The sequence below is a fragment of the Streptomyces solitudinis genome (assembly GCF_036323765.1).
GTDB lineage: Bacteria > Actinomycetota > Actinomycetes > Streptomycetales > Streptomycetaceae > Streptomyces.
Genome location: NZ_JAZDCW010000009.1, coordinates 195,200 through 215,257, shown reverse-complemented (window position 1 = coordinate 215,257; position 20,058 = coordinate 195,200). Strand labels below are relative to the sequence as shown.

Here is a 20,058-nt window from a genome sequence, read left to right as displayed (position 1 = left end):
ACCTGAAGTCCTGGAGGATCTTCCGCAGATCCCGATGCAGCCCCAACCGCATGACGTCAATCGTCAAAGCTGTCCTCACCCTGGAGCGGCAACGCTGAAGAGGCTCAGTGGCCCGAACAGATCGGCTGCATCCTCGTGGAGCCCATGCTCGGCTCCGGCGGCCGCATCCAGTCCGCCCCCGACTTCCTCGCGGGCCTGCGCCGGATCTGCGACGAGGGGCCCCGTGCTGCTTTTCGATGAGGTGCAAACCTCCAGGATGTCGTACGGCGGGGCCCAGGACCTGTTCGGCGTACGTCCGGATCTCACCACCATGGGCAAATACCTTGGCGGGGGTTCGGCCTCGGCGTCGTCGGAGGCACCGAGCGAATCATGCTGCAGCTTGCCCGGGGTCAGCAGCCCTCGTACGACCACTCGGGCACCTTCAACAACAACCGCTTTTCCATGGCGGCCAGCGCCGCCATGTTGAGCTCAGTGCTCACCCAGGATTGCCCCGACGCGCTCTTCCGGCGCGGCGAGCAGCTGCGTAACCAAGCGGATTCGCTGCTGCGCGATCAGGGCTTCCAGGCCACCGGCTGGGGCTCGCTGATCGGGATTCACCCGACCGACATGCCGGTTGCGCGGGCCAGTGACCTGGCGGATGTGGACCGGCGGCCGATTGAGCTGCTCTTCCACGAGTTGCTCGGCCGTGGCATCTACATCGGCAAGAGCGGCTTCGTCACCCTGTCCCTGCCGCAGACTCCGGAGACCGACGCGCGCTTCCTCGAGGCGCTGGAGAGCTCCCTACAGGTACTCGCGCGTGTCCTCCGGTAAGCCTGTTGTACCGTCATTCCCTCCCGAGCCAGAAGGTCGACATGCACCAAAGCACTGAGATCAGCACCGAGGCGATGCTCGCCGACCTGCGGCAACTCGTCGAGATCGAGTCGCCCTCCCGCGACCTGGCCGCTCTTGAGGAGTCAGCCGAGGCGGTCGCCGAGATCCTGGAGAAGCGGCTGGGCGGCAAGGCGGTGCTGCAACCGGGGGAGTCCGGGACTCATGTCCGCTGGTCCGGCGGCGGCCCCCCGCGGGTTCTCGTCCTCGGCCACCACGACACGGTGTTCCCCAGGGGCACCCTTGCCAGGCGCCCCTTTCGGGTGGCCGACGGGCGTGCGACCGGGCCCGGTGTCTTCGACATGTTGGGCGGGCTGGTGCAGGCGGTGCACGGGCCGGCCTCACTGGATGATCTGTCGGGCGTGGAGATCCTCGTGACTGCGGACGAAGAGGTGGGCTCGGGCACTTCTCGGGCACTCATCGAAGAGCTGGCGCAGGAGTGCGGCGCCGTGCTGGTGTTTGAAGGCTCCGCAGAAGGCGGTGGGTTAAGGCTGCGGCACCTTTCGGGTGAGCATCCAAGGGCGTGCGGCGCACGCCGGTCTCGAGCCTGCCGCCGGGGTGAACGCCTTGGTCGAGGCGGCCCATCAGGTTCTGGCCATCGCGGCGCTCAGCCGACCGGAAATGGGCACGACGGTGACTCCGACGGTGGCCACTGCGGGGACCTCGGACAATGTGGTGCCAGCCGAGGCGACAGTGCTGGTCGATGTTCGTGTCGAGTCGGCGGAAGAGAAGGAACGGGTCGAGACGGCGGTCTCCGCGTTGACCCCGCCCCTTCCCGAGGCCCGGATCAAAGTGCAGGGCGCGGTGGGCCGCCCCCCGATGCCCGAGTCTGCGGCAGCAGAGCTGTTCACCATGGCTCAGCGGCTGCAGCCGGGCATCGAGGGCAAGGCCGTCGGCGGCGGCAGCGACGGCAACTTCACGGCCGCACTGGGCGTGCCGACCCTGGACGGGCTGGGCGCCGTTGGTGGCGGCGCGCACGCCGAACATGACTACTTGATGGTCGACGCGATGGCCGAGCGGGCCCGCCTCGTGAGCGGGCTAGTGGCCTCGATCCGTCACGCCCGCCAGGACTGAGCCGCTCCCGCCAGACCCTCTGACCGCCACGCTGCACATCGTGCATATGCCGGCCCACCGTTGGGAGGCCGCCCAGCTGTGTGCCGCCAGGACTCCCTCCCGTACAGCTGACGGGCCGCCACGGCAGCTCATTCAGTCGTCCGGAGGGACGGCAGAGACTGACTTCCGCAATCGAAGAGCGTCCGGTGGGGTACGCCATCGCACCCGGCGTTCAGCGGCCGGCCCTGGCCCGTGGCGTGGGTCCGGTTGCTGGGAGCGGTGCACCCGCTGGTCGCCCTCGCGCGCGGGGTGCTGCGCGGGGGCATCTTGTCGGTCGGCGTGCTTCTTCGTCCTCGTGCGGGCTCCGTCACCGACCTTCGTGAAGGCGTCCTGCACGTGGCGCAGCTGCTCGGCGGTGAAGTCCAGGGCTTCCACGTCTGTACGCGATGCCTCCAGGGCTGCCCGCAGCGCCATCAGGTCGACCACCGGCCGGGGCCCGGCTTCCGGCTCCTGGTCGTCGTGCTCGGATTCGGCGGCCTGGCCCGCGAGCCGCAGTTCGGGCATCGCCGCCTGCTGGTGGGCGGCCACGTCGTACCGCCGGCCCCGCACGACGGTGGTGCGCGGCTTCTCGCGCACCACCGCACCGGCGAGGACAGCGCGCTCGTACTGCAGCGGGACGCGGGGTATCTCCCACTCCCCCGCACCCTGGCTCGGGGGCCGGGGCGCAGCTGGCTCGCCGGAATCGGCCGGGGGCTGCCGGTCCGGATCAGGCGCAGGGGTGGGTTGGCAGCGCCGGGCGGGGAGGTCGGACAGGGACCACCGGGCGGTGTAAAGGCAGTAGCCGGCTTCCAGGCCGCGTACGGTCTTCGGCTCGCCCGCTTCCAAGGGGCGTCGGGGTCCTGCTGGTGTCAGCCGCTCGACCAGGGCGCGGGCTGCGTCCGGCCGCAGCGGTGTACTGCGGTTTAGCGGGCATCAAGCACGTTTGCGCCCGGTGACGAAGCTCATGATTGGGATTCACCTGTGGCTCCGGCGGGGTTGGTGTCCGGGAGGGGGCCAGCTGCTTCCTTGAGCGGGCAGTGAGGTTCGAAACACTGTGTGTGGTTGCAGGCGCGGAGGTTGGCCAGGGCAAGGCGCGCTTCGATCAAGGCGTGGTCGTCTTGGTCCGGGCTTCCGTACAGGAAGCGGGACATGGCGTCGAGGGGTGTGTGGGCGTTGCGTACGTCGGTGAGGATGCCGAAGGTGACGGTGCGGTCCAGTCGACCCTCGTGAGCGGCTCGGGCCCAACCGAGGAGGACCTGGTGTGCGTCGTCGCGTACGTCTGGCTGTCGCAGGGTCTGCATCCAGCCGTTGATCAGGAAGTCTCGGATGGCAGGGGCAGCCTGTGCTGCGCTCACCAGGGTGTCCAGGACTCTGTATGCGGGATCGGTGAGGGCTTAGGCCGCGGACTGCTGCGGCACGGCGGCGGAGTCCGGGAGCCCGGCGGCCGAGGCGCGGCCGGCAACACCGGTCTCCCCCACCGGCACCCGGGCAGTTCGGGGCGATGACGGGCTCGTCGTCCGGAGCCGTAGCCGGACCCCAGGACGGGCCCGGGCCGGGACAGGCGTCGATCGCGTCGAGCAGGGCGGCGGCAAGACCCACCCAGAACCGGTGACGGACGAGCTCGAAGGGGAGGTGCTCACACTGGACCGCCGATGCGGAGCCAGCGCGGGGACCCGCAGCGGCCCGAACGTCTCGGTGCGGGGTGGCACGCTGTCACGCCCGGCACCCAGAGGCCAAGCATCCGGGGAATGTGAACACCGAGCATGACACCCTCGGGGCTCCGGCTGACCCCGGGAACCGGGGGACACGGAGGCGCGGTTCGGCGGTGACCGCTGTACACCAAGCCGGCCAGCGCCGCCGGACACATGCCGGGCCCACCCCGCACCGCTCGTCGGGATAATCGAGCGCAGGGCGAGCAGGGTGGAGGGACCGGTGGAGGAGACCTGTGAGGCGAGCGCGGCCCGGGAGCAGCGGGGCCGCGGTGTGGCACCTGCAGCCGGGCGCCGAGCACGAGTACCGCGACTGGCCGTGCACCCGGTGTCCGTGGCGCATGGATGCCGACCTCACCGCGTTCACGGAGCGGGACATGGACATGATGCGGCGGACTGACGGGAGGCCGGGGGCGGAGGCGCCGGTCGGCGCTCCTGTGGTCGCCTGCCACCTCGACCAGCCGGACACGGCCCACGCCTACCGCTGGTGCGCGGGCTGGCTCGCCACAGTGGGCGAGTACCACCTCGCGATCCGGCTGGCGCTGGCTTTCGACATCCTGCCCGGCCACGCAACGACACCGCGCCCCAACTGGCCGCGCCTATATGCCAGCTTGGACGCTCTCCTGACAGCCCGCGCCGAGCAGCTGGGTCTGCCCGCACACGACTGACCGTGCCCCGGCCCTCGGTACCCCCAGGCGGCGGCCCAGACCCTGTACCCCGGCGAATGCCCAGGTCGGCGGAGACACCAGGGATTCCCGAACCTGCTCTTACGGCGCTGCCTCATCGGACTGACCGTTCCGGGCAAGGGACTCCGGGATGAAGTGTGAGTAGCTCTCGCGCAGGTGCTGAGTGACGCGGTCGTCGGTCGCCTCGTAGTTCAGCTGTTCCTGGAAGAACCGCAGTCTCTCCCGCGTTGAGGTCTCGCCCCAGCTCTTGACCCAGAACTCATAGCCGTCCTGTACGTCGGCAGGGCCAGCTGGGCGGTCTGCCGGATATCGCGGAGCGCCACTTGGAGCCGGCCGGGCGGTGGGTGTGGCAGGCGGCTCGCAGAGCATCGGCGACCAGCCCGGTCCACCTGCGCGGGAGGGGAGCTGACTGCGTCATTCGCGGGTACGGAGGGCGTCGAGCGGTACTTCCCTGGGGGTGCTGGTGCGGGCGATGAGCTGGATCAGGAGCGTGAGGAGTAGTGCGGTGGCGGCGCCGGAAATGTAGGGCGCGGTGTCGATGCGGACGGGGATGCGCACGAGGCGGTCGAAGCCGAGGTCGGTGAGGAAGGTGAGGAGCCAGGCAGCCGGGAGGAGGATGAGGACGGGCAGGATGCTGTAGAGGGCCCAGGCGCGTCCCAGGGCGCGGGGCGGGACGCCGACGATGCCGAGGTAGGCGTGGACGCGGCGGCGTTCGATCAGGGTGGTGAGGGCGGAGACGAGGACGAAGGCGGTGGCGACGCCGAGGGTGACGATGGCGGCGGAGGTGAACCAGCCGCGGTAGTGACCGGTGCGCTGCAGGCGTTCGCTGTAGGCCGCGGCGTCACTTTGGACTTCGGCTGCGGGGTCGGCGGCCAGGGCCTGGGCCCGTACCGTTGCCGTGTTCGCGTCCCGGGTCGACAGGAGCACTGTTCCCGCGTGGAGGGGCGGGCCTCCGGCCTGTTCCCACGCCTCCTCATCGACAAGTAGCGAGAGGTCCGCTCCCAGAGCGGTTCCCGCGACTCCTGGGAGCGCTTCGTGGCGCAGTACCTGGCCGGGCAGAGGGAACCGGAGTGGTCTGCCGCTTGCGGTGTCTGTCTGGCGAAGAGCGAGATCGATGCTGCCCCCTTGGGGCAGAGGGTTGGGGAAGGGGGAGGGCTGGAGGCTGACGGTGCCTTGTGCGCACCGGGTGGGGTCTTGGCCTACGAGGGTGAGGTAGTTCTTGCAGTCGCCGACCATGACGTTGACGGTGAGGTCCAGGAACGGATCGTTGGTCAGGGGGTGGGTGGAGCCGTTCCTGGTGCGGATATGGGTGACGGTGACCGGGGTGAGGGCGGTGGCGCTGGCGGGCAGGGCTTCGCGGACGGCGGGGAGGTCCTGGGTGCTGATGGTGGTGGCGGAGCGGGTGGGGTCGGTGCGGTAGAGCTCGGTGTCGATGTAGGCGATCTGGCCCGTGATGGCGCCGACGACGCCGGATGCGGCGACGGCCAGGGTGATGGCCAGGGCTCCGAGGGTGCCGGTGTGGGGGTCGGCTGCCAGGCGTCCGCTGCCCAGGGCAAGCCATGGGGTGTTGCGGCGGGCGAGGCGGATCCCGACGGCGCGGACGAGGACCGGGCCGGCCCAGGCCAGCCCGGTCACGGCCAGGACGAGGGCGGCGATTCCCAGGTAGATGACCCATCCCCGCGGTTGCGCGTCAGGGGCCCAGGGGTAGGCGGCGATCCCTGCGAGGATGCCCACGCCGGCGGTGAGCGGTGCCAGCCGCGCCAGGTGGCGCGGGGCGCGGTGTGTGCGGAGCCGGTCGGTGGTGCGCAGGGCGGTGACAATCGCGGCGAGGACGAAGAAGCCCATGGTCGCCAGCGCCGGTCCCCCCTGCCAGGCGACGTCGCTGGGGAACCAGGCGGCAGGTTCGGGCGGCCAGGTTGCCGCTGCTCGGAGCAGGGGCGTTGTTGCGAGGACGCCGACGGCCCATCCGGCCACTGCGACCAGGACGACTTCCGCGGTGGTGATCAGGCGTACCGTGCGGGCGGGCACGCCGAGGAGGTCCAGGGAGGCCAGCGTTCGGCGTCGTCGTTCGCGCATCAGGGCCGAGCTGCCCAGGACGAGCATGGCCAGGGGAACGCAGATCGCGACGGTGGCGACCGTGAGCAGGGTGCGGATGGGGCCGCTCAGCTGGGGAACGTCGCCGAAGCTGCCGTAGTCGGTGGTGTCGGGGAGACGGCCGAAGCCGTCGATGGGGGTGAGGCCGGTGGCCGGGACGTCTGGGGCGATGGCGACGTAGGCGAGGTTCTCGTCGGGGTGCAGCAGCCCTGGCTCGGTGACGGTGCCGATCACCTGCCCGAACTGGTCGCGCACCCGGTCTGGCTTGCCGGCGTCCAGGGCGGTCCGGAGGGCGGGGGAGACGATGGTCTGTCCGGGCCTGGGCCACTGGGACAAGCCTGGTGGCAGGGGTGTGGCCGGGTTGTCCGGGACGCTCAGGAGGATCCGGGTGACCGGTTCGCCGTTCCAGGATCCACTGCGCTGCCCGAAGCTCACCTGGTCGGCGGCAGGCTGGTCGTTCTCCTGCAGCTGGTGATAGGGGGAGCGTGCTTCGGCGCGGGCGGTGCGTTCACCGATGATGTGCGGCATCGACAGGGCCGCGACCAGGCTGACCGTGCCCACGGCAGTGCACAGCACGACGGCCAGGGTGATCCACGACCGGGCCCGCAGGGCCAGGTGCACGCCCAGGCGCGCTCCGGCGGCCCACTGGCGTGACCGGCGCGGGGAGCGCGGCCCGTGCGGGCCGGTGGAGCGGGAGGGGGCGGAATTGAGGGAAGGCGTGGTCGTGTTCATGCTGGCAGCCGCCCATCGGCCATCCGTGCGATGCGGCCCATGCGGCCGGCGACCCGTTCGCTGTGGGTAACTACGACCAGCGCGGCGCCGGTGCGGGCGGTCTGCGAGAGCAGCAGTTCCACGACCTCGTCGCTGGTGGTGCTGTCCAGCGCGCCGGTTGGTTCGTCGGCGAGCAGCACAGCGGGTTCGTGCACCAGGGCCCGGGCGAGTGCCGCCCGCTGCATCTCCCCGCCCGACACCTGAGCGGGCCGCTTGCCGTGCAGGCCCGGGTTCAGGCCGGTGGCCTCCAGCAGTGGGCGGGCACGCTCGCGGGCCTCGTCGCGTCGCATGCCGGTCAGCCACAACGGCAGGCTGGCGTTGTCCAGCAGACTGAGCTCGGGCACGAGTTCACCGAACTGGAACAGGAAACCGAAACGGCGCAGCCGCAACTCGGAGCGCTGCTCCGGCGGGAGGTGGTCGAACCGCTCCCCCTCCAGGGCGACCGTGCCGGTGGCCGGGCTGATCACCCCGGCCAGGCACTGCAGGAGCGTTGACTTGCCGGCCCCGCTGGTGCCGACCACCGCAACGCTGTGCCCTGCGGCCACGCTCAGCGAGGCGCCCTTGAGTACGTCGGCGTCCCCCAGCCGCACGTGCAGGCTCTCCGCGCTCAGGCAGGCTGCCCCAGTCGTCGAATCCACGCGACTGTCCTTTCCCCACTTCGATGTTGCCTGCCGGTGCTCAAGCACCGACGAGGCGGTGCCGCGGGCAAGGTCACGCCTGCGGCACCGCCTCACATCAGGACGCGGCCCAGCTTACGGATACAGCGTGCGGGTCGCGCCGACGCTGTCCGGCCACACGCCGCGGTCGGTGACCGCCTTGAAGGTGAACTTGTCCTCGCGGGCGAAGGTGTAGGTGAAGCTGGCGTAGGTGCCGTTGCCGCTGCGCAGCATGTCCTTGCCGTCCTTGCCCGGACCGCTCCACTCGATGCGCACCGGGTTCCCGTCGGCCTTGGTGTCCGACAGCCGGCAGCTGACCCTCATCCCGGCACCACCGGTGTAGATGGTGCAGGTCGCCTTCGCTCCGACTGAGTCGGACGTCGCACTGTCCCCGTTCGCGGCCTGCGCCGACGGAGCGAAGAGAATACCGGCCGACGCCACAGACGCAGCCACGGCCAGCACAGCACGCGTTCTCATGATTTCCCCTCCTAGATGGCAGCGAAGAACCGCTCCCCCCTGCCTGAAATGGCCGTCACCCGACCTGCCGGGCCGACGGCGGCCCGAACCGGTGCTTGGTCGAACACCAGTGGCCATCGGTAACCCTGCCATCGCCTAGCGCTGTGGACCCAGCAGTTTGGATCACGGTGATCCTTTCTCGGACACCGCGCACGCTGCACAGCCTGGAACGAACACGCCATGGACTTGCCAACAAAACCGACCAGTGAGCGCATATGCCACTGCCCCAGGGCTTGATCACATCACCGATGCCGGCACGAACTTGGCTGAGACACCGCGTCAGCGGACAGGGCCACCGGAGACGAGACGACGCCGGAGCCCCGGCGGCCATGACAGCAACCCCAGCCGAGACTGCGGGCGCAGCACGGGGAAAAGAGCCCTCGGGCAACGGGTTGCGCCGTAGGCGATCACGGACTCCACCACCCCGGCGTGCTGCGGCAGCTCTGCGCCCCACCCGCCGCACGCAACGCTGCATCCCCGTACCGATCGGTGCGGCATCGCCGGCCCCAGCGAACCGGTGAGCAGCAGCCGGACCCGTGCAGCATTCCACTGCTGCTCGTTGGTGCTGCGCCGTTGTGTCGGCACCGGCCAACGCTGACCAGGTCCCGCTGTACCGCGCTGGGCGCCACCGTCCTGGCCACGAGCATGCTGGGCCTGCTCGCCCAGGCGCCGACCGTCTCCGCACACGGCACGGTCATCGCCCCCGAGACCCGCAACTACGGCTGCCTGCAGCGCTGGGGCTCCAGCGAACCCAACGAGGCACAGGACCCCATGTGCTACCGCACCTACCACGAGAACCCGAACGCCATCACCGCGTGGAAGGCCGTCTACGCCAACAACACCGGGGACAACTACCAGCAGGTCATCCCCGACGGGCAGATCTGCAGCGCCAGCGGCCAGGGCGAGACCAACTACGGAGCGCTCGACCGCCCCGGCCCATGGACCACCACCAGCCTCGGCTCCGACTTCACCGTCGACGTCTACGACGAGGCACGGCACGGCGCGGACTGGCTGGAAATCTACGTCACCAAGCAAGGCTTCGACCCACAGACCCAGCTGATCGGCTGGGACGACCTCGAGCTGGTGAAGAAGACCGGCCGCTACCCCTACCAGGCGCACTACACCACAGACGTCAGCACGTCCGGGTACAGCGGAAGGCACGTCGTGGTGACCGTCTGGAAGGCGTCGCACATGGATCAGAAGTACTTCCTGTGCAGCGACGTCAACTTCGGCTGACCTCGACCTGCGCGGGCTGAGCACGCAGCGACCGCACACCGTCCCGCGAGAGCCGCAGCGCTCTCGCGGGGCCTTCATCCACTCCACCGCCCGGCCGCCGTCGCGGACACCGCCGGGCCGGTACCCCCCTGGAGGCGCCGGATGCCCCGAACCCGCCCCGCCCCGCCCGACCGCCACCGTCACCTCCCGCGCCGCCGGTCTTCCCCACCGGTGCGCGCGTACCGGCCACGCGGGGCGACAGTCCGGCGGGCGGCGGCCTTCTACCAGCCGCGCAGTATCGCAGTTCTGCGCGTCAGCCTCGGGGCGCTCTTCTGCGGGTTCGGCATCCTGAAACTCTTCCCGGCCGCCAGCCCGGCCGAAGAGGTCGCAGCCCTCGCCATGACGAAGATGACCGGCGGCCTGCTCCCTGCGCAGGTGTCCATACCCGCACTGGGCGCCGCGGAGACCCTCATCGGACTCGCCCTCATCACCGGCCTGCTGCTGCGGTGCGCGTTAGCGCTGTTCTGCGCCCACATGGCCGGCGTCTTCGTCTCACTGCTCCTCCTGCCCGAAGCCATGTGGCACCACGGCACCCCCACCCTCGAAGGCCAGTACGTGCTGAAGAACCTCGTCCTGGTAGCCGCCTGCCTGGCCGTCACCGCCGACGAACTCAGCCGGTGAAGACCGCGTCCCCCCGCGAACCACTGCACGAACCCCAGGAGAGCACGCCGTGGGCAGCACCATCACCCTGCACCACCTCAGCAAGATTTACCCCAGCGGCCACCGAGCCGTCCACGACGTCTCCCTCCACATGGACGCCGGCGAGTTCCTCGTCCTCCTCGGGCCCTCCGGCTGCGGAAAATCCACCCTCCTGCGCATGATCGCCGGGCTCGAGACCATCACCAGCGGCGAGCTCTCCCTCGATCAGCAACCGGCCAACGACCTGCCCGCCAGCGAACGCGACGTGGCCATGGTCTTCCAGAACTTCGCCCTCTACCCCACCATGACCGCCGCCGAGAACATCGCCTTCCCCCTCACCGCTCGCGGCGGCGACGGACACGCCACCGCCCAGGCAGTGAACACCGTCGCCGACCGGCTGGGCATCCGGTCCCTGCTCAGCCGCGTCCCCGCCCAGATGTCCGGCGGAGAACGCCAGCGCGTCGCCATGGGCCGGGCCGTCATCCGCCGACCCTCCGTCTTCCTCATGGACGAACCACTCTCCAGCCTCGACGCCCGCCTGCGCGTGCGGCTACGCACCGAGATCCTCTCCGTGGTGCGACGCACCGGCGCGACCACCGTCCACGTCACCCACGACCAGGCCGAAGCCATGGCGCTGGGCGACCGCATCGCCGGCCTGCATGACGGCACCCTGCAGCAGATCGGCACCCCGGAAGAGCTGTACGCCCTGCCCGCCAGCGCCTTCGTCGCCTCCTTCGTGGGCACACCGCGCATCAACCTCGTGCACGGCGCCCTGTACGCGCCGATCGACGGGGCCATGACCATCAGCCTCGGACCACAAAGACTCGTCCTGCCACAAGAAATGGCACAGGCCCACCAACTTCCCCACCACCCCAGCCCACCGCCTCAGCCCGCACCGCCGTTGCCCGACCACTACAGCGTCGGCGAACTCGTCCTCCGAGCCCGCCACAGAGCGCGCAGCTGGCCCGGCGACCGCGTCACACTCCTCGTCGACATGCGGGCGCTCATGCTCTTCAGCGCACAAGGCCAACGCGTTTTCCCCCACCCCACACACCGGCAGGCCGCCCCCACCATGACCACCTACGTCGACGGACAGCCCGTCGCTGTTCCGGCCACGATCGCGGCCGTCCGCGCGATCAGACTCCATCGGCGGCCTCCGGCGCAGGGCGGAATGTCTACCAGTCACGGTAACGGCGCAGCGGTGACCGCCGCTGCTGATCGGTACAGAAGTCCGGGGAAAGGGTGAGGCGGGAGCGCTGGGCCGAAGCCGGGCGGCTGGAGGCTGGAGTCTTGCCGTCCGGGCCCGGGCAGGTGTGGGTGCGCTCATGGACACCGCCTCCGTTGCTGGGTGCGTCGGCCGCCCGTGTTCGGGTCGATCCCGGCGGACCGTTGGTCTGCGGACAAGGCTCCGGCGGCCCCAGACCGTCCTGGCCTGTCCCAGGTTCGTGGAATCGAACACGTGACCGATGAACCGTCGCGGCTCCAGCTGCTCCACTTCACCCGCCGGGTGGTGGTGCAGCAGGCGACGGCAGCCCTCGCCCAGGTCGACGGCTGGATCGCAGCCGAGGAACGACGCGAGGCGGAACGGCGCCGGGGCCAGCAGAACCGCCCGACGCCACCGGACTGGCTGGTCCAGTACGGCCGCGACCGCACCAGCGTCGAGGCCGTGCACACCGGCGACTGCTGGGCAGTGGCCAAGAGCAAGCGGCGATGCCGTCCCGCCACCCGGCAGCAAGCAGCCGACGCCCTGCGGCAGCAGGCCCCGCCCTGCCCCTGCTGCCGCCCCGACACCGCCCTCGGCATCCTCGACTAACCCCAAGGGCGGCACCGACCGGTCGGCAGCGGACGGTAGGAACCGGGCCTGACACGGCACCCCCGGGCCAGAGCAGCCTGGTACGCCGGATGGGGGGGCCAGGCGATCCCTCCCCCGTCCGTACCGGCCGGTGCTCCTGTTGACGGCTCCTGGCCCCACCAGGTTGAGGGGGTTGAAGAGCTTCCGGGGATTGTCCGTCTTGCGGTTGCTGTAGCTGAATCGGTACCGGCTGTCGGAGGCGCGGTCTAGGCTGCGGCCATCGCTGTCCTGCGAGGGGGAGGGCCTTGGTAGAGCTTGATCCGCAGCGCTTTTTCGGTAGTCAGCAGCGCCAGGTCGAAGTGCTCCTTCGCGCACAGCCCGCACATACCGGTGCTCCCGCTGCCCCAGGGCCGGCCCCGCCCGAGCACCTCCTGCCAGCGGGCGTCGGTGAACCTCTGCCCGCAGCCGGTGCACACCGGCCGCTGCGCCTCCCGCTCCGCTGCCTCCCGCTCCGCCTCCCGGCGCCGGGCCCGCTCCCGCTGGACGGCGTGCAGCCGGTCGCCGTCCGGGTTGTCCAGCGCCTCGGTCAGGGTCTGCCACCGTGCGCATCCGAGCCTGCGCCACACCTCCCCGGCGGCCCCTGCCGGGTCGGCGGTGATCCGCTCGAGTTCGGTGACGACCACAGGCACCGCCTGGTGGTAGTCCACGGCCGTGATCCCCGCGGCCTTGCCCGGACAGGGGGTGCCGACGAAGTAGCGGCGGGCGTTCTCCTCCAGGCGCCGGATCCGGCTGGCGCGCTGCGCGGCGGTCTTCCCGGTGAACACGAACGCGACGGGCACGTAGCCTTCCCGGCCGGGCACCGGGTAGAGGCGCCGCCACAGCCGGAAAGTTTGTACCGCCGCTCCCCCGTATGCGCGGGCCACCCGCTCCCTGTCCTGTCGGCCTTCGGCGCCAGGAGCTCGAACCACTCGGTGTAGCGGCGCAGCTTGGCCACCAGGACGTCGATGGGCTCGGTGAGGCGATCGACCTCCAAGAGCATCGTCGGCACCCCGGCGGCGGGGGCGCGCATAGTCAGGTCGGCGTACTGGGTGAATCCGTAGGGGAGCTTGTGGGCGATCTCGGTCTGCCAGGACAGTGGCGTGCCGAACCCGGCCCCGGTCAGCACCGCGGCGGTCGTGGTGACGGCGGCGGCGTGTTCGTCGAAGCCGTCGCCGGTGACCGGCTCGCCGTCGTCGTTGTACTCGAGCTTGCATAGCGCGGAGACTCGCACCGTCTTCGGAAGCAGCTGCTTGGCTTCCTTGTGTCCTCGCTCGGTGAGCACCAACAGCTGGTGGCCCGACTCCAGTCGTGTCTCCACCCGGACTTTCCCGTCGTCCTTGAGGGCGTTGAGGGTGTCCCTGGTGCACCGGTCGTGCCGGTCGACGGGGCGCGGTATCCGTCACAGGTGCGCGGCGGTGGCTTTGCCCATGAGAACGGACAGCAAATGTTCACCACTTCGGGAGGCACCTGCCTCCGGCTCTGTTCGATTCATGGCTTTCGGTGTCGCAGCTCCGGGATGAGGCGGCCGCGATGGGCTGTCAGCCCCTTCTGTGCGACACCTCGTGGGTTCCCGTGGTTCTTGCCGGAACCCTGAGCCCCTGGCCTGGGGCTTCTCTCTAGTCACGTGATCTGCCGGTCAGTGATGTGACTTCGGGATTCGTCGCACTGAGGCGCTTGAGTCTCCAGCCGCCGGAGGGTTCAGGATCTTACTCATGGACGACGAACGCCCCGACGTGCTCACCATTGGCCGGCTCGCGCACCGCACCGGACTTCCGGTGCGTACCCTGCGCTTCTGGTCGGACGAGGGGGCGGTGCCGCCTGTGGCCCGCTCCGCGGGCGGCTACCGGTTGTACGACGCCGAGTCCGTGGCCCGCGTCGAGCTGGTCCGCACCCTGCGGGAGCTGGGCCTCGGGCTCGACGACGTGTGCCGCGTCCTGAGCGGCCGCACCACGGTCGCCGAGGTCGCCGACGCGCATGTGGCCGCGCTCGATGCGCAGATCCGCTCGCTCAAGGTGAGCCGGGCCGTCCTGTCCACCGTGGCGAAACGGGGTTCAACCGTTGAGGAGACAGCACTGATGAACCGGTTGGCGCGGCTTTCCGCCGCCGAGCGCAAGCAGATCATCGACGAGTTCAAGGAGGAGGTGTTCGGCGGCCTCGACGACCCGCGCCTGCGCGACCGCATGCGCACCTTCAGCATCGAATTGCCCGACGACCCAACACCTGAGCAGGTCGACGCCTGGATCGAACTGGCGGAATTGGTGCGGGACCCCGGATTCCGCGCCCGGTTGCGCACATGGATGGAGCTCAACACGCCCGTACCGGGGCAGGGCAGTCCCCGCGGGGCGTCCATCTGGTGGGCCCGGCAGATCGTGCAGACCGTCGCGGAGGTCAGAAAAGGCGGGGTCGCTCCCGACGGGCCGGCAGCGGCCGAGGTGCTGTCCGAGCTGTTCGGTGACGCCGACCGGGCCGCCGTGCTGCGCAGCCTGGAGGCCGGGATCGAGGCAGGAGCGGAGAATTACCGCAGGCTCGTCGCCCGTGTGCGCGGGCAGGCTTCGTCGCCCGACGCGACCGAGGAGCTGGAATGGCTGGCGCGGGCCCTGCGCGCCGCGGGTCAGACCTGACCGCGTTGGCACACTGGCGACGACCGGTGGGACTGATCGCTCCGTCCTGCGCAGTCATAGGTTGCGGACTGTTCGAATCCTTGGTGCCTCCCGACGTGGTGAACATTTGCTGTCCGTTCTCATGGATGGAGCGTGTCGAGGTCCCACGACCCGCGACTGCGAGCTTCGTACCGATGAGGAGGGTCGCGGACGTTGTCGTGCACCGAGTAAGCGGGCTCCGCTCGGTGGACGAGGCATCGTCACCCCAGCCAGGCGGTGGAGTGCCGTAGCCGGAACAGGGCGCGGGCGTCACGGCGCGTGGCCGCGCTGCCGACCCGGCTCTGCCGAGACCGGGGCCAGCGCGACTGCCCGGCGGCGGCGAGGCGGCGCGCCCCGCGTCCCGGAGCCGCCGCCACTGCTCGCGCAGCTCCTGCTTCTTCGCCACCTTCGACTTCGGCGTCCGGGGCCGCTTCCAGACAAGCTGCCACCCCACAAGCTCATCGGGCTCGGACTCCTGGTCCTCATCGAACGCGACGGCTACTTCGCGCTGGGTGCTCACGCGACTCCTCCTGTGGTCCGGCCCGGTGTGTGCCGAGTTCCGGAGTCTTCTCCGTAAGATTCCGCTCACGACCAGCACGAGAACCCCCAGGGCCGATCACACCAGCCCTTTGAACTGAGAGCTTGATTTGGCGGGAACTCCTTCCGTCGCAGCCGTCGTCGGTGCAAACATTGCGATAGAGACCATGGCCTGGGAGGAGACAAAGTGGCATCGGTGATACGGCGGCAGGAAGTAGCGTTTCTCGTGGACTTTCACGGCTTCGCGCTTCAGGAGTACGACGACATGGAATTCCCTGCGTCCTTCCCAGAAGGCCGAGAGGTATCTGCCGATCGTCCATTTCTGACGGCGTATGGCATGCGCCTGGACTTTGAGAGCGCGGCTCACACCCACACTGCAGTGATGGTGACGGAAGTGTGGGACGCAGAGCCCCCGCAGAACGAGACCGTCTGGGAGGCGGAAGGCGAGGCCCAGCTGGTGTCGGTCACCGGCCGGCTGTCCGTCGAAGTGATTGCCGGGAGCGCGCCGAGCACCGTCGAGCTGGGGATCGAGGGAATGCGCTGGCAGGTGCGGGCGTACTCCTCCGGCCGTGCCGCGGTGGCGCAGCTGGCCGCCGATGGCGTTCCGCGGCGTGGAGCGTTACCTCGTACAGTTCTGGCCGGATTCCCCAGTGACCTGAGGGGGCGCCGGGGCCGCCGATGCTGTCGGCCCCGGCGCCGAGGTCAGTTGACCTTCACGTAGTAGGCGTCCACTTCCTCGGTCCCGATGAACCCGTCAACGATGCGGTTGCGGTTGCGGAAGGTAGCCAGAATGTTGCCGGCCGCGCCGTTGTCCGCCTTGGCCAGTGGCCTGGCGGAGTAGTTGTCCGCGGGCTTCGTCGAGTCGTGCTGGGACTGAGCCGCTCCCTCGTAGGTGCTGGCGAAGGGGAACTCGTCGCACTCCCGTGGGCCGGCGGGGTCGCTGCTGGCGTAGTCCCGGCCCCAGTGCTGAACGCAGGTGGCGATTGCCGTGCTGCGATTGTCCGACCGGCGCTGTTCGTCGTGGTAGAGGCGGTGGAGCGGTTGTTGCGTCTCGAACCGGCGACGTCCTTGGCCGGGTTCACCGGCTTGGTGGTTCCCGGCCGGTTGCGGGCGTCGTCCAGGTGCTGCGCGACGGCGCTCTCAGGCGCTGTGGCGCTGGTGCTGTAGGGAAGAGAGACCATGACCGGGAAGACGGCCCCGCCGCGCTTCTTCGGGTCTCCGCCGCCGTTCCTGGCCAAACTCTCCCGGGTGCGGCAGTCCATTCTGGACATGTGCGGATCCGCGAAGGTTTCGATTTTTCCTGTCGATCTATCTGATCCCTCGTCTGTGCAGAGGATGGTGGATGGCATTCCTGAGGGAAGGCACGTGGATGTCGTCCACTCCGCCGGGTTGGGTGCGGCGAACTACAAGATTCCCGACGATAATCCGTATCTTCCCGTCGAACGGACACCCACGGTTTCCCTGCCCAGGAGTTCGATGCCGTAGTGACCACTCTCCTGCTACTGGTGCAGAAAATCATTCCACGGATTGCAGGACAGGAACGCACGCGGCTGATTGTCATCGGCTCCATGAGTGGTATTCGCGCGTATCCTTTTGGGTATTCGCACGCCAGCGCCAAAGCCGACCTGCATCACGCTGTACGTACATCGGCTCTGGAGTTGAACCAGCGCGGCATCCACGTCACCGAGGTGAATCCCGGCGTCGTCGACACGGGACTCTACGACAATCCTGCGGTGGCCCAAGCTTCGGCAGCCGCCAGCAAGGCCTTCGGATATGCTTTCGAAGGAAACAGGATCCCGCAGATGCCGCCTCGCGAGGTGGGCCGGGCTGTCGCCTATACGCTGAACTCGGCGGCGCACGTACTGACCATCAATCTCGTTCCCTTCGGGCAGGAACCTCACACTGGCAGCTGCGCTTTGCCGGCCAAGAGAGGGAACGGGCCTAAAGGTTGTCTCGTAAGGGGTCAGCTGTGGGCGAGGTTGTGCATGGCGATGCTGGTGGCGGCCCAGTAGACGCCGTTGTCACGGCGGCGGCAGTCGCAGAGGATCTTCCAGGTCTTCATCCGGGCGAAGACGTGCTCGACGCGGGCTCGCACCTGGCGGTGGGAGGCGTTGTGCTCCTCCTTCCAGTCCGGAAGGTGGGCCTGTCCGGCTCTGCGGCGGTGCGGGATGATCGCGCCGGTGCCCTGGTAGCCGCCATCGGTAACCACTATCGCCTTCCCGCAGGCTGCCTCGGCTCCCGAGGCGTGGAAGGCGGTGCAGTCGTTGCGGTTGCCCGGCAGCGGGTCGCCGACGGTGAACACCAGGCGGGTGTCTGCCTGGATGACGACCTGGAGGTTCGTCGAGTAGCGGTAGTTCTTCGACGGCGCTGCCACGGTGCGATCGCGGGTGGGTACCAAGGTGCCGTCCACGATCAGCACCTCTTCTCGCTTCGGGAGTCGCCGCAGCGGCTGGAGGGCGAGCCAGGGCGCGTGACGGTCAATGACGCGGCCGACAGCGGCCACCGAGACGCCGAACAGCGGCGCGAGCTGCCGCATCGTGAGGTTGGTGCGGTAGTATACCGCCACCAGGAGCACGCGGTCGGCCAGCGGCAGTGACCATGGCCTACCCGGCCTACTCTCGGCCAGCTCGGCCCCGCCAGCCTTCTCCACCGCTGCAACCAGCCGCCGAAACCGGGTCGGCGCCAGACCGGTGAACACCTCGATCACTTCCCGACGTTCCGCACTCAGCACCTGCACGACCAGCCCAACGCACACCAGCCCCAACAGTTATGAGACAACCTTTAGGAAGTCGGCACTGGTCTATATGCGGGGATTGATCGCTCCGCTGTGGCGCAAGAATGGCTGGACCTTGACCGAGGAGACCAGTCACGGGGCCCGGACCACATCCACCGGATGCTGACCCAATTCGACAACTTGGGTGACCGGGACGCCGTGCTGATCGTGGACGACACCGGCTTTCCGAAGAGGGGTGCGGTCGGTGGGAGTGCAACGGCAGTACTCCGGCACCGCTGGGCTGTCCAGTGGACCGCACCTATGTGCCTCCCGTCGGCCCGTGCCCGCCTCCGGTGTACGGGCGCGATGCTCCCCCGCCCGGCGACATGCCTCAGCTGGTACGCGGGAGACGTGCGAAAGACCGCCATGCTGTCCCGGCGATCACCAGCACATCACGTAGCCCATCCGACATGAGGACGCGGCCCATGCCCAGATACTCCCTGCCCGGTAAAACCGTTCTCCTCACTGGCGCCGCTGGGGGCATCGGGGCAGCCAGTGCCCGAGCGTTGCACGCCCGCGGGGCCAACATCGTTCTCGTGGGCCGCAACCTCTCAGCGGTCACGGTCCTGGCACACGAGTTGGGAGACCGACGCGCGCTACCCCTGAGCGTCGATGTCACCGACCCGGCGGCTCTGCGGAACGCGGTGATCCGCGCGGTAGACCGGTTCGGTGCGCTCGACGTCGTCTTCGCCAACGCGGGCGTCGCGCCCAAGGCCCCTGCCACCATCGCTGGCATCGACCCGGAGCTGTTCGAGCACATCGTTGAGGTGGACCTGCTGGGCGTCTGGCGCACGGTACGGGCGGCTCTGCCCCAGGTCATCGCCCACCGTGGCCATGTACTGGTCACAGCATCCATCTACGCGTACGTCAACGGGGCCGCCAACGCCCCCTACGCGGCGTCCAAGGCGGCCGTCGAACAGTTCGCCCGCGCCTTGCGCGTCGAGCTGGCCATGCACCAGGCCACCGCCGGGATCCTCTACCCGGGCTGGGTGCACACCCCGATGAGCCGCCCGGCATTCGGTGGCGACGAGTTCACCACCAGAATGCGCACCGCCGCCTTCCCCCGCCCTCTCGCTGCCGCTGTCACCCCGGAGGCGGTCGCCCGCCGCGTGGTCCGTGGCATCGAGCGACGCGCGCCCAGCATCACCGCTCCTCGCCGCTGGCAGCCGGTCGGGATGCTGCGCGGCCTGGTCAATCCGCTCGTCGATCGCGCCTTGATCCGCCACAGGACGCTTCAGCCACTTCTGCGGGCGGTGGGGAGCGGCGCGCAGGACGGTGGCATCACTGCAGCACCACCGGCGCGGGAGGAGGGCTCGGGGCAGGCACCGTGCGCGGAAGGCAGGGACGGTCGGCCTTCCGCTCCTGCGGCGGCACCCGACGAGCGATGAACCGAGCGTGGCCTTCGCCACGACGCCCGTAGGCGGATCCCCTACGCATCGCCCGTCCGCTCCCAGACCAGGACGCAGGCGATGACCGTTCCCTTCGGGGCGAGGGCGAGGCTCAGGCACCGGTCGGTGAGCAGTTCCGCGTGGCGGCGAAGTTCCCTCCCCGGGCCGAACGGCCATGTTCCGCTGCTCACCCGGTGGATCACCTCGTGGCCGTCGATGCGGAAACGTCCTGTGTAAGCGACGGCTTTACGGGGGCGAGAACGGGGGGAGCGGCCGACGTGCATCACGACGGAGACGGTTTCCCCGGCGGTGTAGACGAGAGTTCCCTGGGCGAAGACCTTGATCGGGCGGTTTCGCCATTGCGCGTTCATCTCGGTAAGTCGCCAGGTTCCGATCAGGGAGTCTCGCGTCAACGTGTTCATGTGCAGTGCCATTTCGTCGGCTGCGGCGACGGTTGGGGGACGCCGTCAGGATTATGTGCACAACGCGTTCCCGCCCATTCGGTAACGGGAGCCGCGGGCCGTCACGGTTCTGACGAGTGATCGCCGGTTACCCCGTGCGGGTGGTCCTCCTGGCCGGGAGGGG

The 20,058-nt window shown here is 69.4% G+C and carries 19 protein-coding genes and 5 pseudogenes; 14 read left to right on the top strand and 10 right to left on the bottom strand.

Annotated features, from left to right (window positions below; all coding sequences use genetic code 11):
* From V1J52_RS22160 to V1J52_RS22150, 3 genes and pseudogenes are all read left to right on the top strand, one after another.
* Positions 1-98: pseudogene (locus V1J52_RS22160) on the top strand (IS5/IS1182 family transposase); the annotation flags it as partial.
* Positions 99-369: 271 nt separating this feature from the next.
* A complete protein-coding gene (locus tag V1J52_RS22155; protein WP_330141704.1) occupies positions 370-810 on the top strand; it encodes a hypothetical protein in 441 nt (146 codons plus the stop codon).
* Between the two features lie 41 nt (positions 811-851).
* Positions 852-1,941 (top strand): annotated as a pseudogene (locus tag V1J52_RS22150) (M20 family metallopeptidase).
* A 132-nt stretch (positions 1,942-2,073) separates the two neighbouring features.
* On the opposite strand, the gene V1J52_RS22145 reads toward V1J52_RS22150, so the two are convergent.
* Positions 2,074-2,556 carry a hypothetical protein gene (locus V1J52_RS22145; RefSeq protein WP_330141703.1) on the bottom strand — a complete coding sequence of 161 codons (483 nt, stop codon included), beginning with the start codon at positions 2,554-2,556 and terminating at the stop codon, positions 2,074-2,076.
* 365 nt (positions 2,557-2,921) lie between these two features.
* Positions 2,922-3,314, bottom strand: coding sequence for a hypothetical protein (locus tag V1J52_RS22140; RefSeq protein ID WP_330141702.1), 393 nt, complete (start codon positions 3,312-3,314; stop codon positions 2,922-2,924).
* 590 nt (positions 3,315-3,904) lie between these two features.
* On the opposite strand from V1J52_RS22140, the gene V1J52_RS22135 reads away from it, so the two are divergent.
* Positions 3,905-4,336 (top strand): DUF6283 family protein, encoded by a 432-nt coding sequence (locus V1J52_RS22135; RefSeq protein WP_330141701.1) that lies wholly within the window; start codon positions 3,905-3,907, stop codon positions 4,334-4,336.
* Between the two features lie 432 nt (positions 4,337-4,768).
* Here V1J52_RS22135 and V1J52_RS22130 read toward each other — a convergent pair whose 3' ends face one another.
* The 3 genes from V1J52_RS22130 to V1J52_RS22120 all read right to left on the bottom strand — a co-directional run bounded on the left by V1J52_RS22130 (position 4,769) and on the right by V1J52_RS22120 (position 8,199).
* A complete protein-coding gene (locus tag V1J52_RS22130) occupies positions 4,769-7,180 on the bottom strand; it encodes an ABC transporter permease family protein (RefSeq protein WP_330141700.1) in 2,412 nt (803 codons plus the stop codon).
* Positions 7,177-7,857, bottom strand: coding sequence for an ABC transporter ATP-binding protein (locus tag V1J52_RS22125; RefSeq protein WP_330141699.1), 681 nt, complete (start codon positions 7,855-7,857; stop codon positions 7,177-7,179). The genes V1J52_RS22130 and V1J52_RS22125 overlap by 4 nt, the downstream gene beginning before the upstream one ends.
* Before the next feature lie 114 nt (positions 7,858-7,971).
* Positions 7,972-8,199 carry a hypothetical protein gene (locus V1J52_RS22120; protein WP_330141698.1) on the bottom strand — a complete coding sequence of 76 codons (228 nt, stop codon included), beginning with the start codon at positions 8,197-8,199 and terminating at the stop codon, positions 7,972-7,974.
* Positions 8,200-9,036: 837 nt separating this feature from the next.
* On the opposite strand from V1J52_RS22120, the gene V1J52_RS22115 reads away from it, so the two are divergent.
* The 4 genes from V1J52_RS22115 to V1J52_RS22100 all read left to right on the top strand — a co-directional run bounded on the left by V1J52_RS22115 (position 9,037) and on the right by V1J52_RS22100 (position 12,118).
* On the top strand, positions 9,037-9,627 hold the full coding sequence (locus V1J52_RS22115; protein WP_330141697.1) for a lytic polysaccharide monooxygenase: 591 nt from the start codon (positions 9,037-9,039) through the stop codon (positions 9,625-9,627).
* A 141-nt stretch (positions 9,628-9,768) separates the two neighbouring features.
* On the top strand, positions 9,769-10,287 hold the full coding sequence (locus tag V1J52_RS22110; RefSeq protein ID WP_330141696.1) for a DoxX family protein: 519 nt from the start codon (positions 9,769-9,771) through the stop codon (positions 10,285-10,287).
* Between the two features lie 49 nt (positions 10,288-10,336).
* Positions 10,337-11,551: an ABC transporter ATP-binding protein gene (locus tag V1J52_RS22105; protein ID WP_330141695.1), complete on the top strand. Its 1,215-nt coding sequence runs from the start codon at positions 10,337-10,339 to the stop codon at positions 11,549-11,551.
* 213 nt (positions 11,552-11,764) lie between these two features.
* The gene (locus V1J52_RS22100; RefSeq protein WP_330141694.1) at positions 11,765-12,118 is read left to right on the top strand and encodes a DUF6233 domain-containing protein; all 354 of its coding nucleotides are present in this window, start codon (positions 11,765-11,767) and stop codon (positions 12,116-12,118) included.
* 245 nt (positions 12,119-12,363) lie between these two features.
* Here V1J52_RS22100 and V1J52_RS22095 read toward each other — a convergent pair whose 3' ends face one another.
* Both V1J52_RS22095 and V1J52_RS22090 read right to left on the bottom strand, forming a co-directional pair.
* Positions 12,364-12,936: a hypothetical protein gene (locus tag V1J52_RS22095; protein WP_330141714.1), complete on the bottom strand. Its 573-nt coding sequence runs from the start codon at positions 12,934-12,936 to the stop codon at positions 12,364-12,366.
* 179 nt (positions 12,937-13,115) lie between these two features.
* Positions 13,116-13,454: pseudogene (locus tag V1J52_RS22090) on the bottom strand (hypothetical protein); the annotation flags it as partial.
* A 394-nt stretch (positions 13,455-13,848) separates the two neighbouring features.
* Between V1J52_RS22090 and V1J52_RS22085 the strand changes: the two are divergent.
* Positions 13,849-14,757 carry a helix-turn-helix domain-containing protein gene (locus V1J52_RS22085; protein ID WP_330141693.1) on the top strand — a complete coding sequence of 303 codons (909 nt, stop codon included), beginning with the start codon at positions 13,849-13,851 and terminating at the stop codon, positions 14,755-14,757.
* Between the two features lie 742 nt (positions 14,758-15,499).
* A complete protein-coding gene (locus tag V1J52_RS22075; RefSeq protein WP_330141692.1) occupies positions 15,500-16,033 on the top strand; it encodes a hypothetical protein in 534 nt (177 codons plus the stop codon).
* Here the strand turns inward: V1J52_RS22075 and V1J52_RS26195 are convergent.
* A pseudogene (locus V1J52_RS26195) lies at positions 16,015-16,329 on the bottom strand (NucA/NucB deoxyribonuclease domain-containing protein); the annotation flags it as partial. The gene V1J52_RS22075 and the pseudogene V1J52_RS26195 sit on opposite strands and share 19 nt — an antisense overlap.
* 162 nt (positions 16,330-16,491) lie before the next feature.
* Here V1J52_RS26195 and V1J52_RS22070 point away from each other — a divergent pair.
* Complete coding sequence (locus V1J52_RS22070) at positions 16,492-16,797, top strand: SDR family oxidoreductase (RefSeq protein WP_330141691.1); 306 nt, start codon at positions 16,492-16,494, stop codon at positions 16,795-16,797.
* Positions 16,797-17,324 carry an SDR family NAD(P)-dependent oxidoreductase gene (locus V1J52_RS22065; RefSeq protein WP_330141690.1) on the top strand — a complete coding sequence of 176 codons (528 nt, stop codon included), beginning with the start codon at positions 16,797-16,799 and terminating at the stop codon, positions 17,322-17,324. The genes V1J52_RS22070 and V1J52_RS22065 overlap by 1 nt, the downstream gene beginning before the upstream one ends.
* On the opposite strand, the gene V1J52_RS22060 is transcribed toward V1J52_RS22065, so the two are convergent.
* Complete coding sequence (locus V1J52_RS22060) at positions 17,276-18,049, bottom strand: transposase (RefSeq protein ID WP_330141689.1); 774 nt, start codon at positions 18,047-18,049, stop codon at positions 17,276-17,278. The two genes, V1J52_RS22065 and V1J52_RS22060, sit on opposite strands and share 49 nt — an antisense overlap.
* Before the next feature lie 46 nt (positions 18,050-18,095).
* Between V1J52_RS22060 and V1J52_RS22055 the strand changes: the two are divergent.
* Positions 18,096-18,326: pseudogene (locus V1J52_RS22055) on the top strand (transposase); the annotation flags it as partial.
* A gap of 85 nt (positions 18,327-18,411) precedes the next feature.
* A complete protein-coding gene (locus V1J52_RS22050) occupies positions 18,412-19,473 on the top strand; it encodes a short-chain dehydrogenase/reductase (RefSeq protein WP_330141688.1) in 1,062 nt (353 codons plus the stop codon).
* 41 nt (positions 19,474-19,514) lie between these two features.
* Here the strand turns inward: V1J52_RS22050 and V1J52_RS22045 are convergent, their stop codons facing one another.
* Positions 19,515-19,844 carry a lipocalin-like domain-containing protein gene (locus V1J52_RS22045; RefSeq protein WP_330141687.1) on the bottom strand — a complete coding sequence of 110 codons (330 nt, stop codon included), beginning with the start codon at positions 19,842-19,844 and terminating at the stop codon, positions 19,515-19,517.
* Positions 19,845-20,058 lie beyond the last annotated feature (214 nt).

Bases quoted from the DNA above. Each gene is read 5' to 3' on its own strand.
- V1J52_RS22155 (WP_330141704.1), top strand. From the start codon at position 370: ATGCTGCAGCTTGCCCGGGGTCAGCAGCCCTCGTACGACCACTCGGGC.
- V1J52_RS22130 (WP_330141700.1), bottom strand. From the start codon at position 7,180: ATGAACACGACCACGCCTTCCCTCAATTCCGCCCCCTCCCGCTCCACC.
- V1J52_RS22120 (WP_330141698.1), bottom strand. From the start codon at position 8,199: ATGAGGGTCAGCTGCCGGCTGTCGGACACCAAGGCCGACGGGAACCCG.
- V1J52_RS22115 (WP_330141697.1), top strand. From the start codon at position 9,037: ATGCTGGGCCTGCTCGCCCAGGCGCCGACCGTCTCCGCACACGGCACG.
- V1J52_RS22110 (WP_330141696.1), top strand. From the start codon at position 9,769: ATGCCCCGAACCCGCCCCGCCCCGCCCGACCGCCACCGTCACCTCCCG.
- V1J52_RS22085 (WP_330141693.1), top strand. From the start codon at position 13,849: ATGGACGACGAACGCCCCGACGTGCTCACCATTGGCCGGCTCGCGCAC.
- V1J52_RS22070 (WP_330141691.1), top strand. From the start codon at position 16,492: ATGACCGGGAAGACGGCCCCGCCGCGCTTCTTCGGGTCTCCGCCGCCG.
- V1J52_RS22050 (WP_330141688.1), top strand. From the start codon at position 18,412: ATGCCTCAGCTGGTACGCGGGAGACGTGCGAAAGACCGCCATGCTGTC.
- V1J52_RS22045 (WP_330141687.1), bottom strand. From the start codon at position 19,844: ATGAACGCGCAATGGCGAAACCGCCCGATCAAGGTCTTCGCCCAGGGA.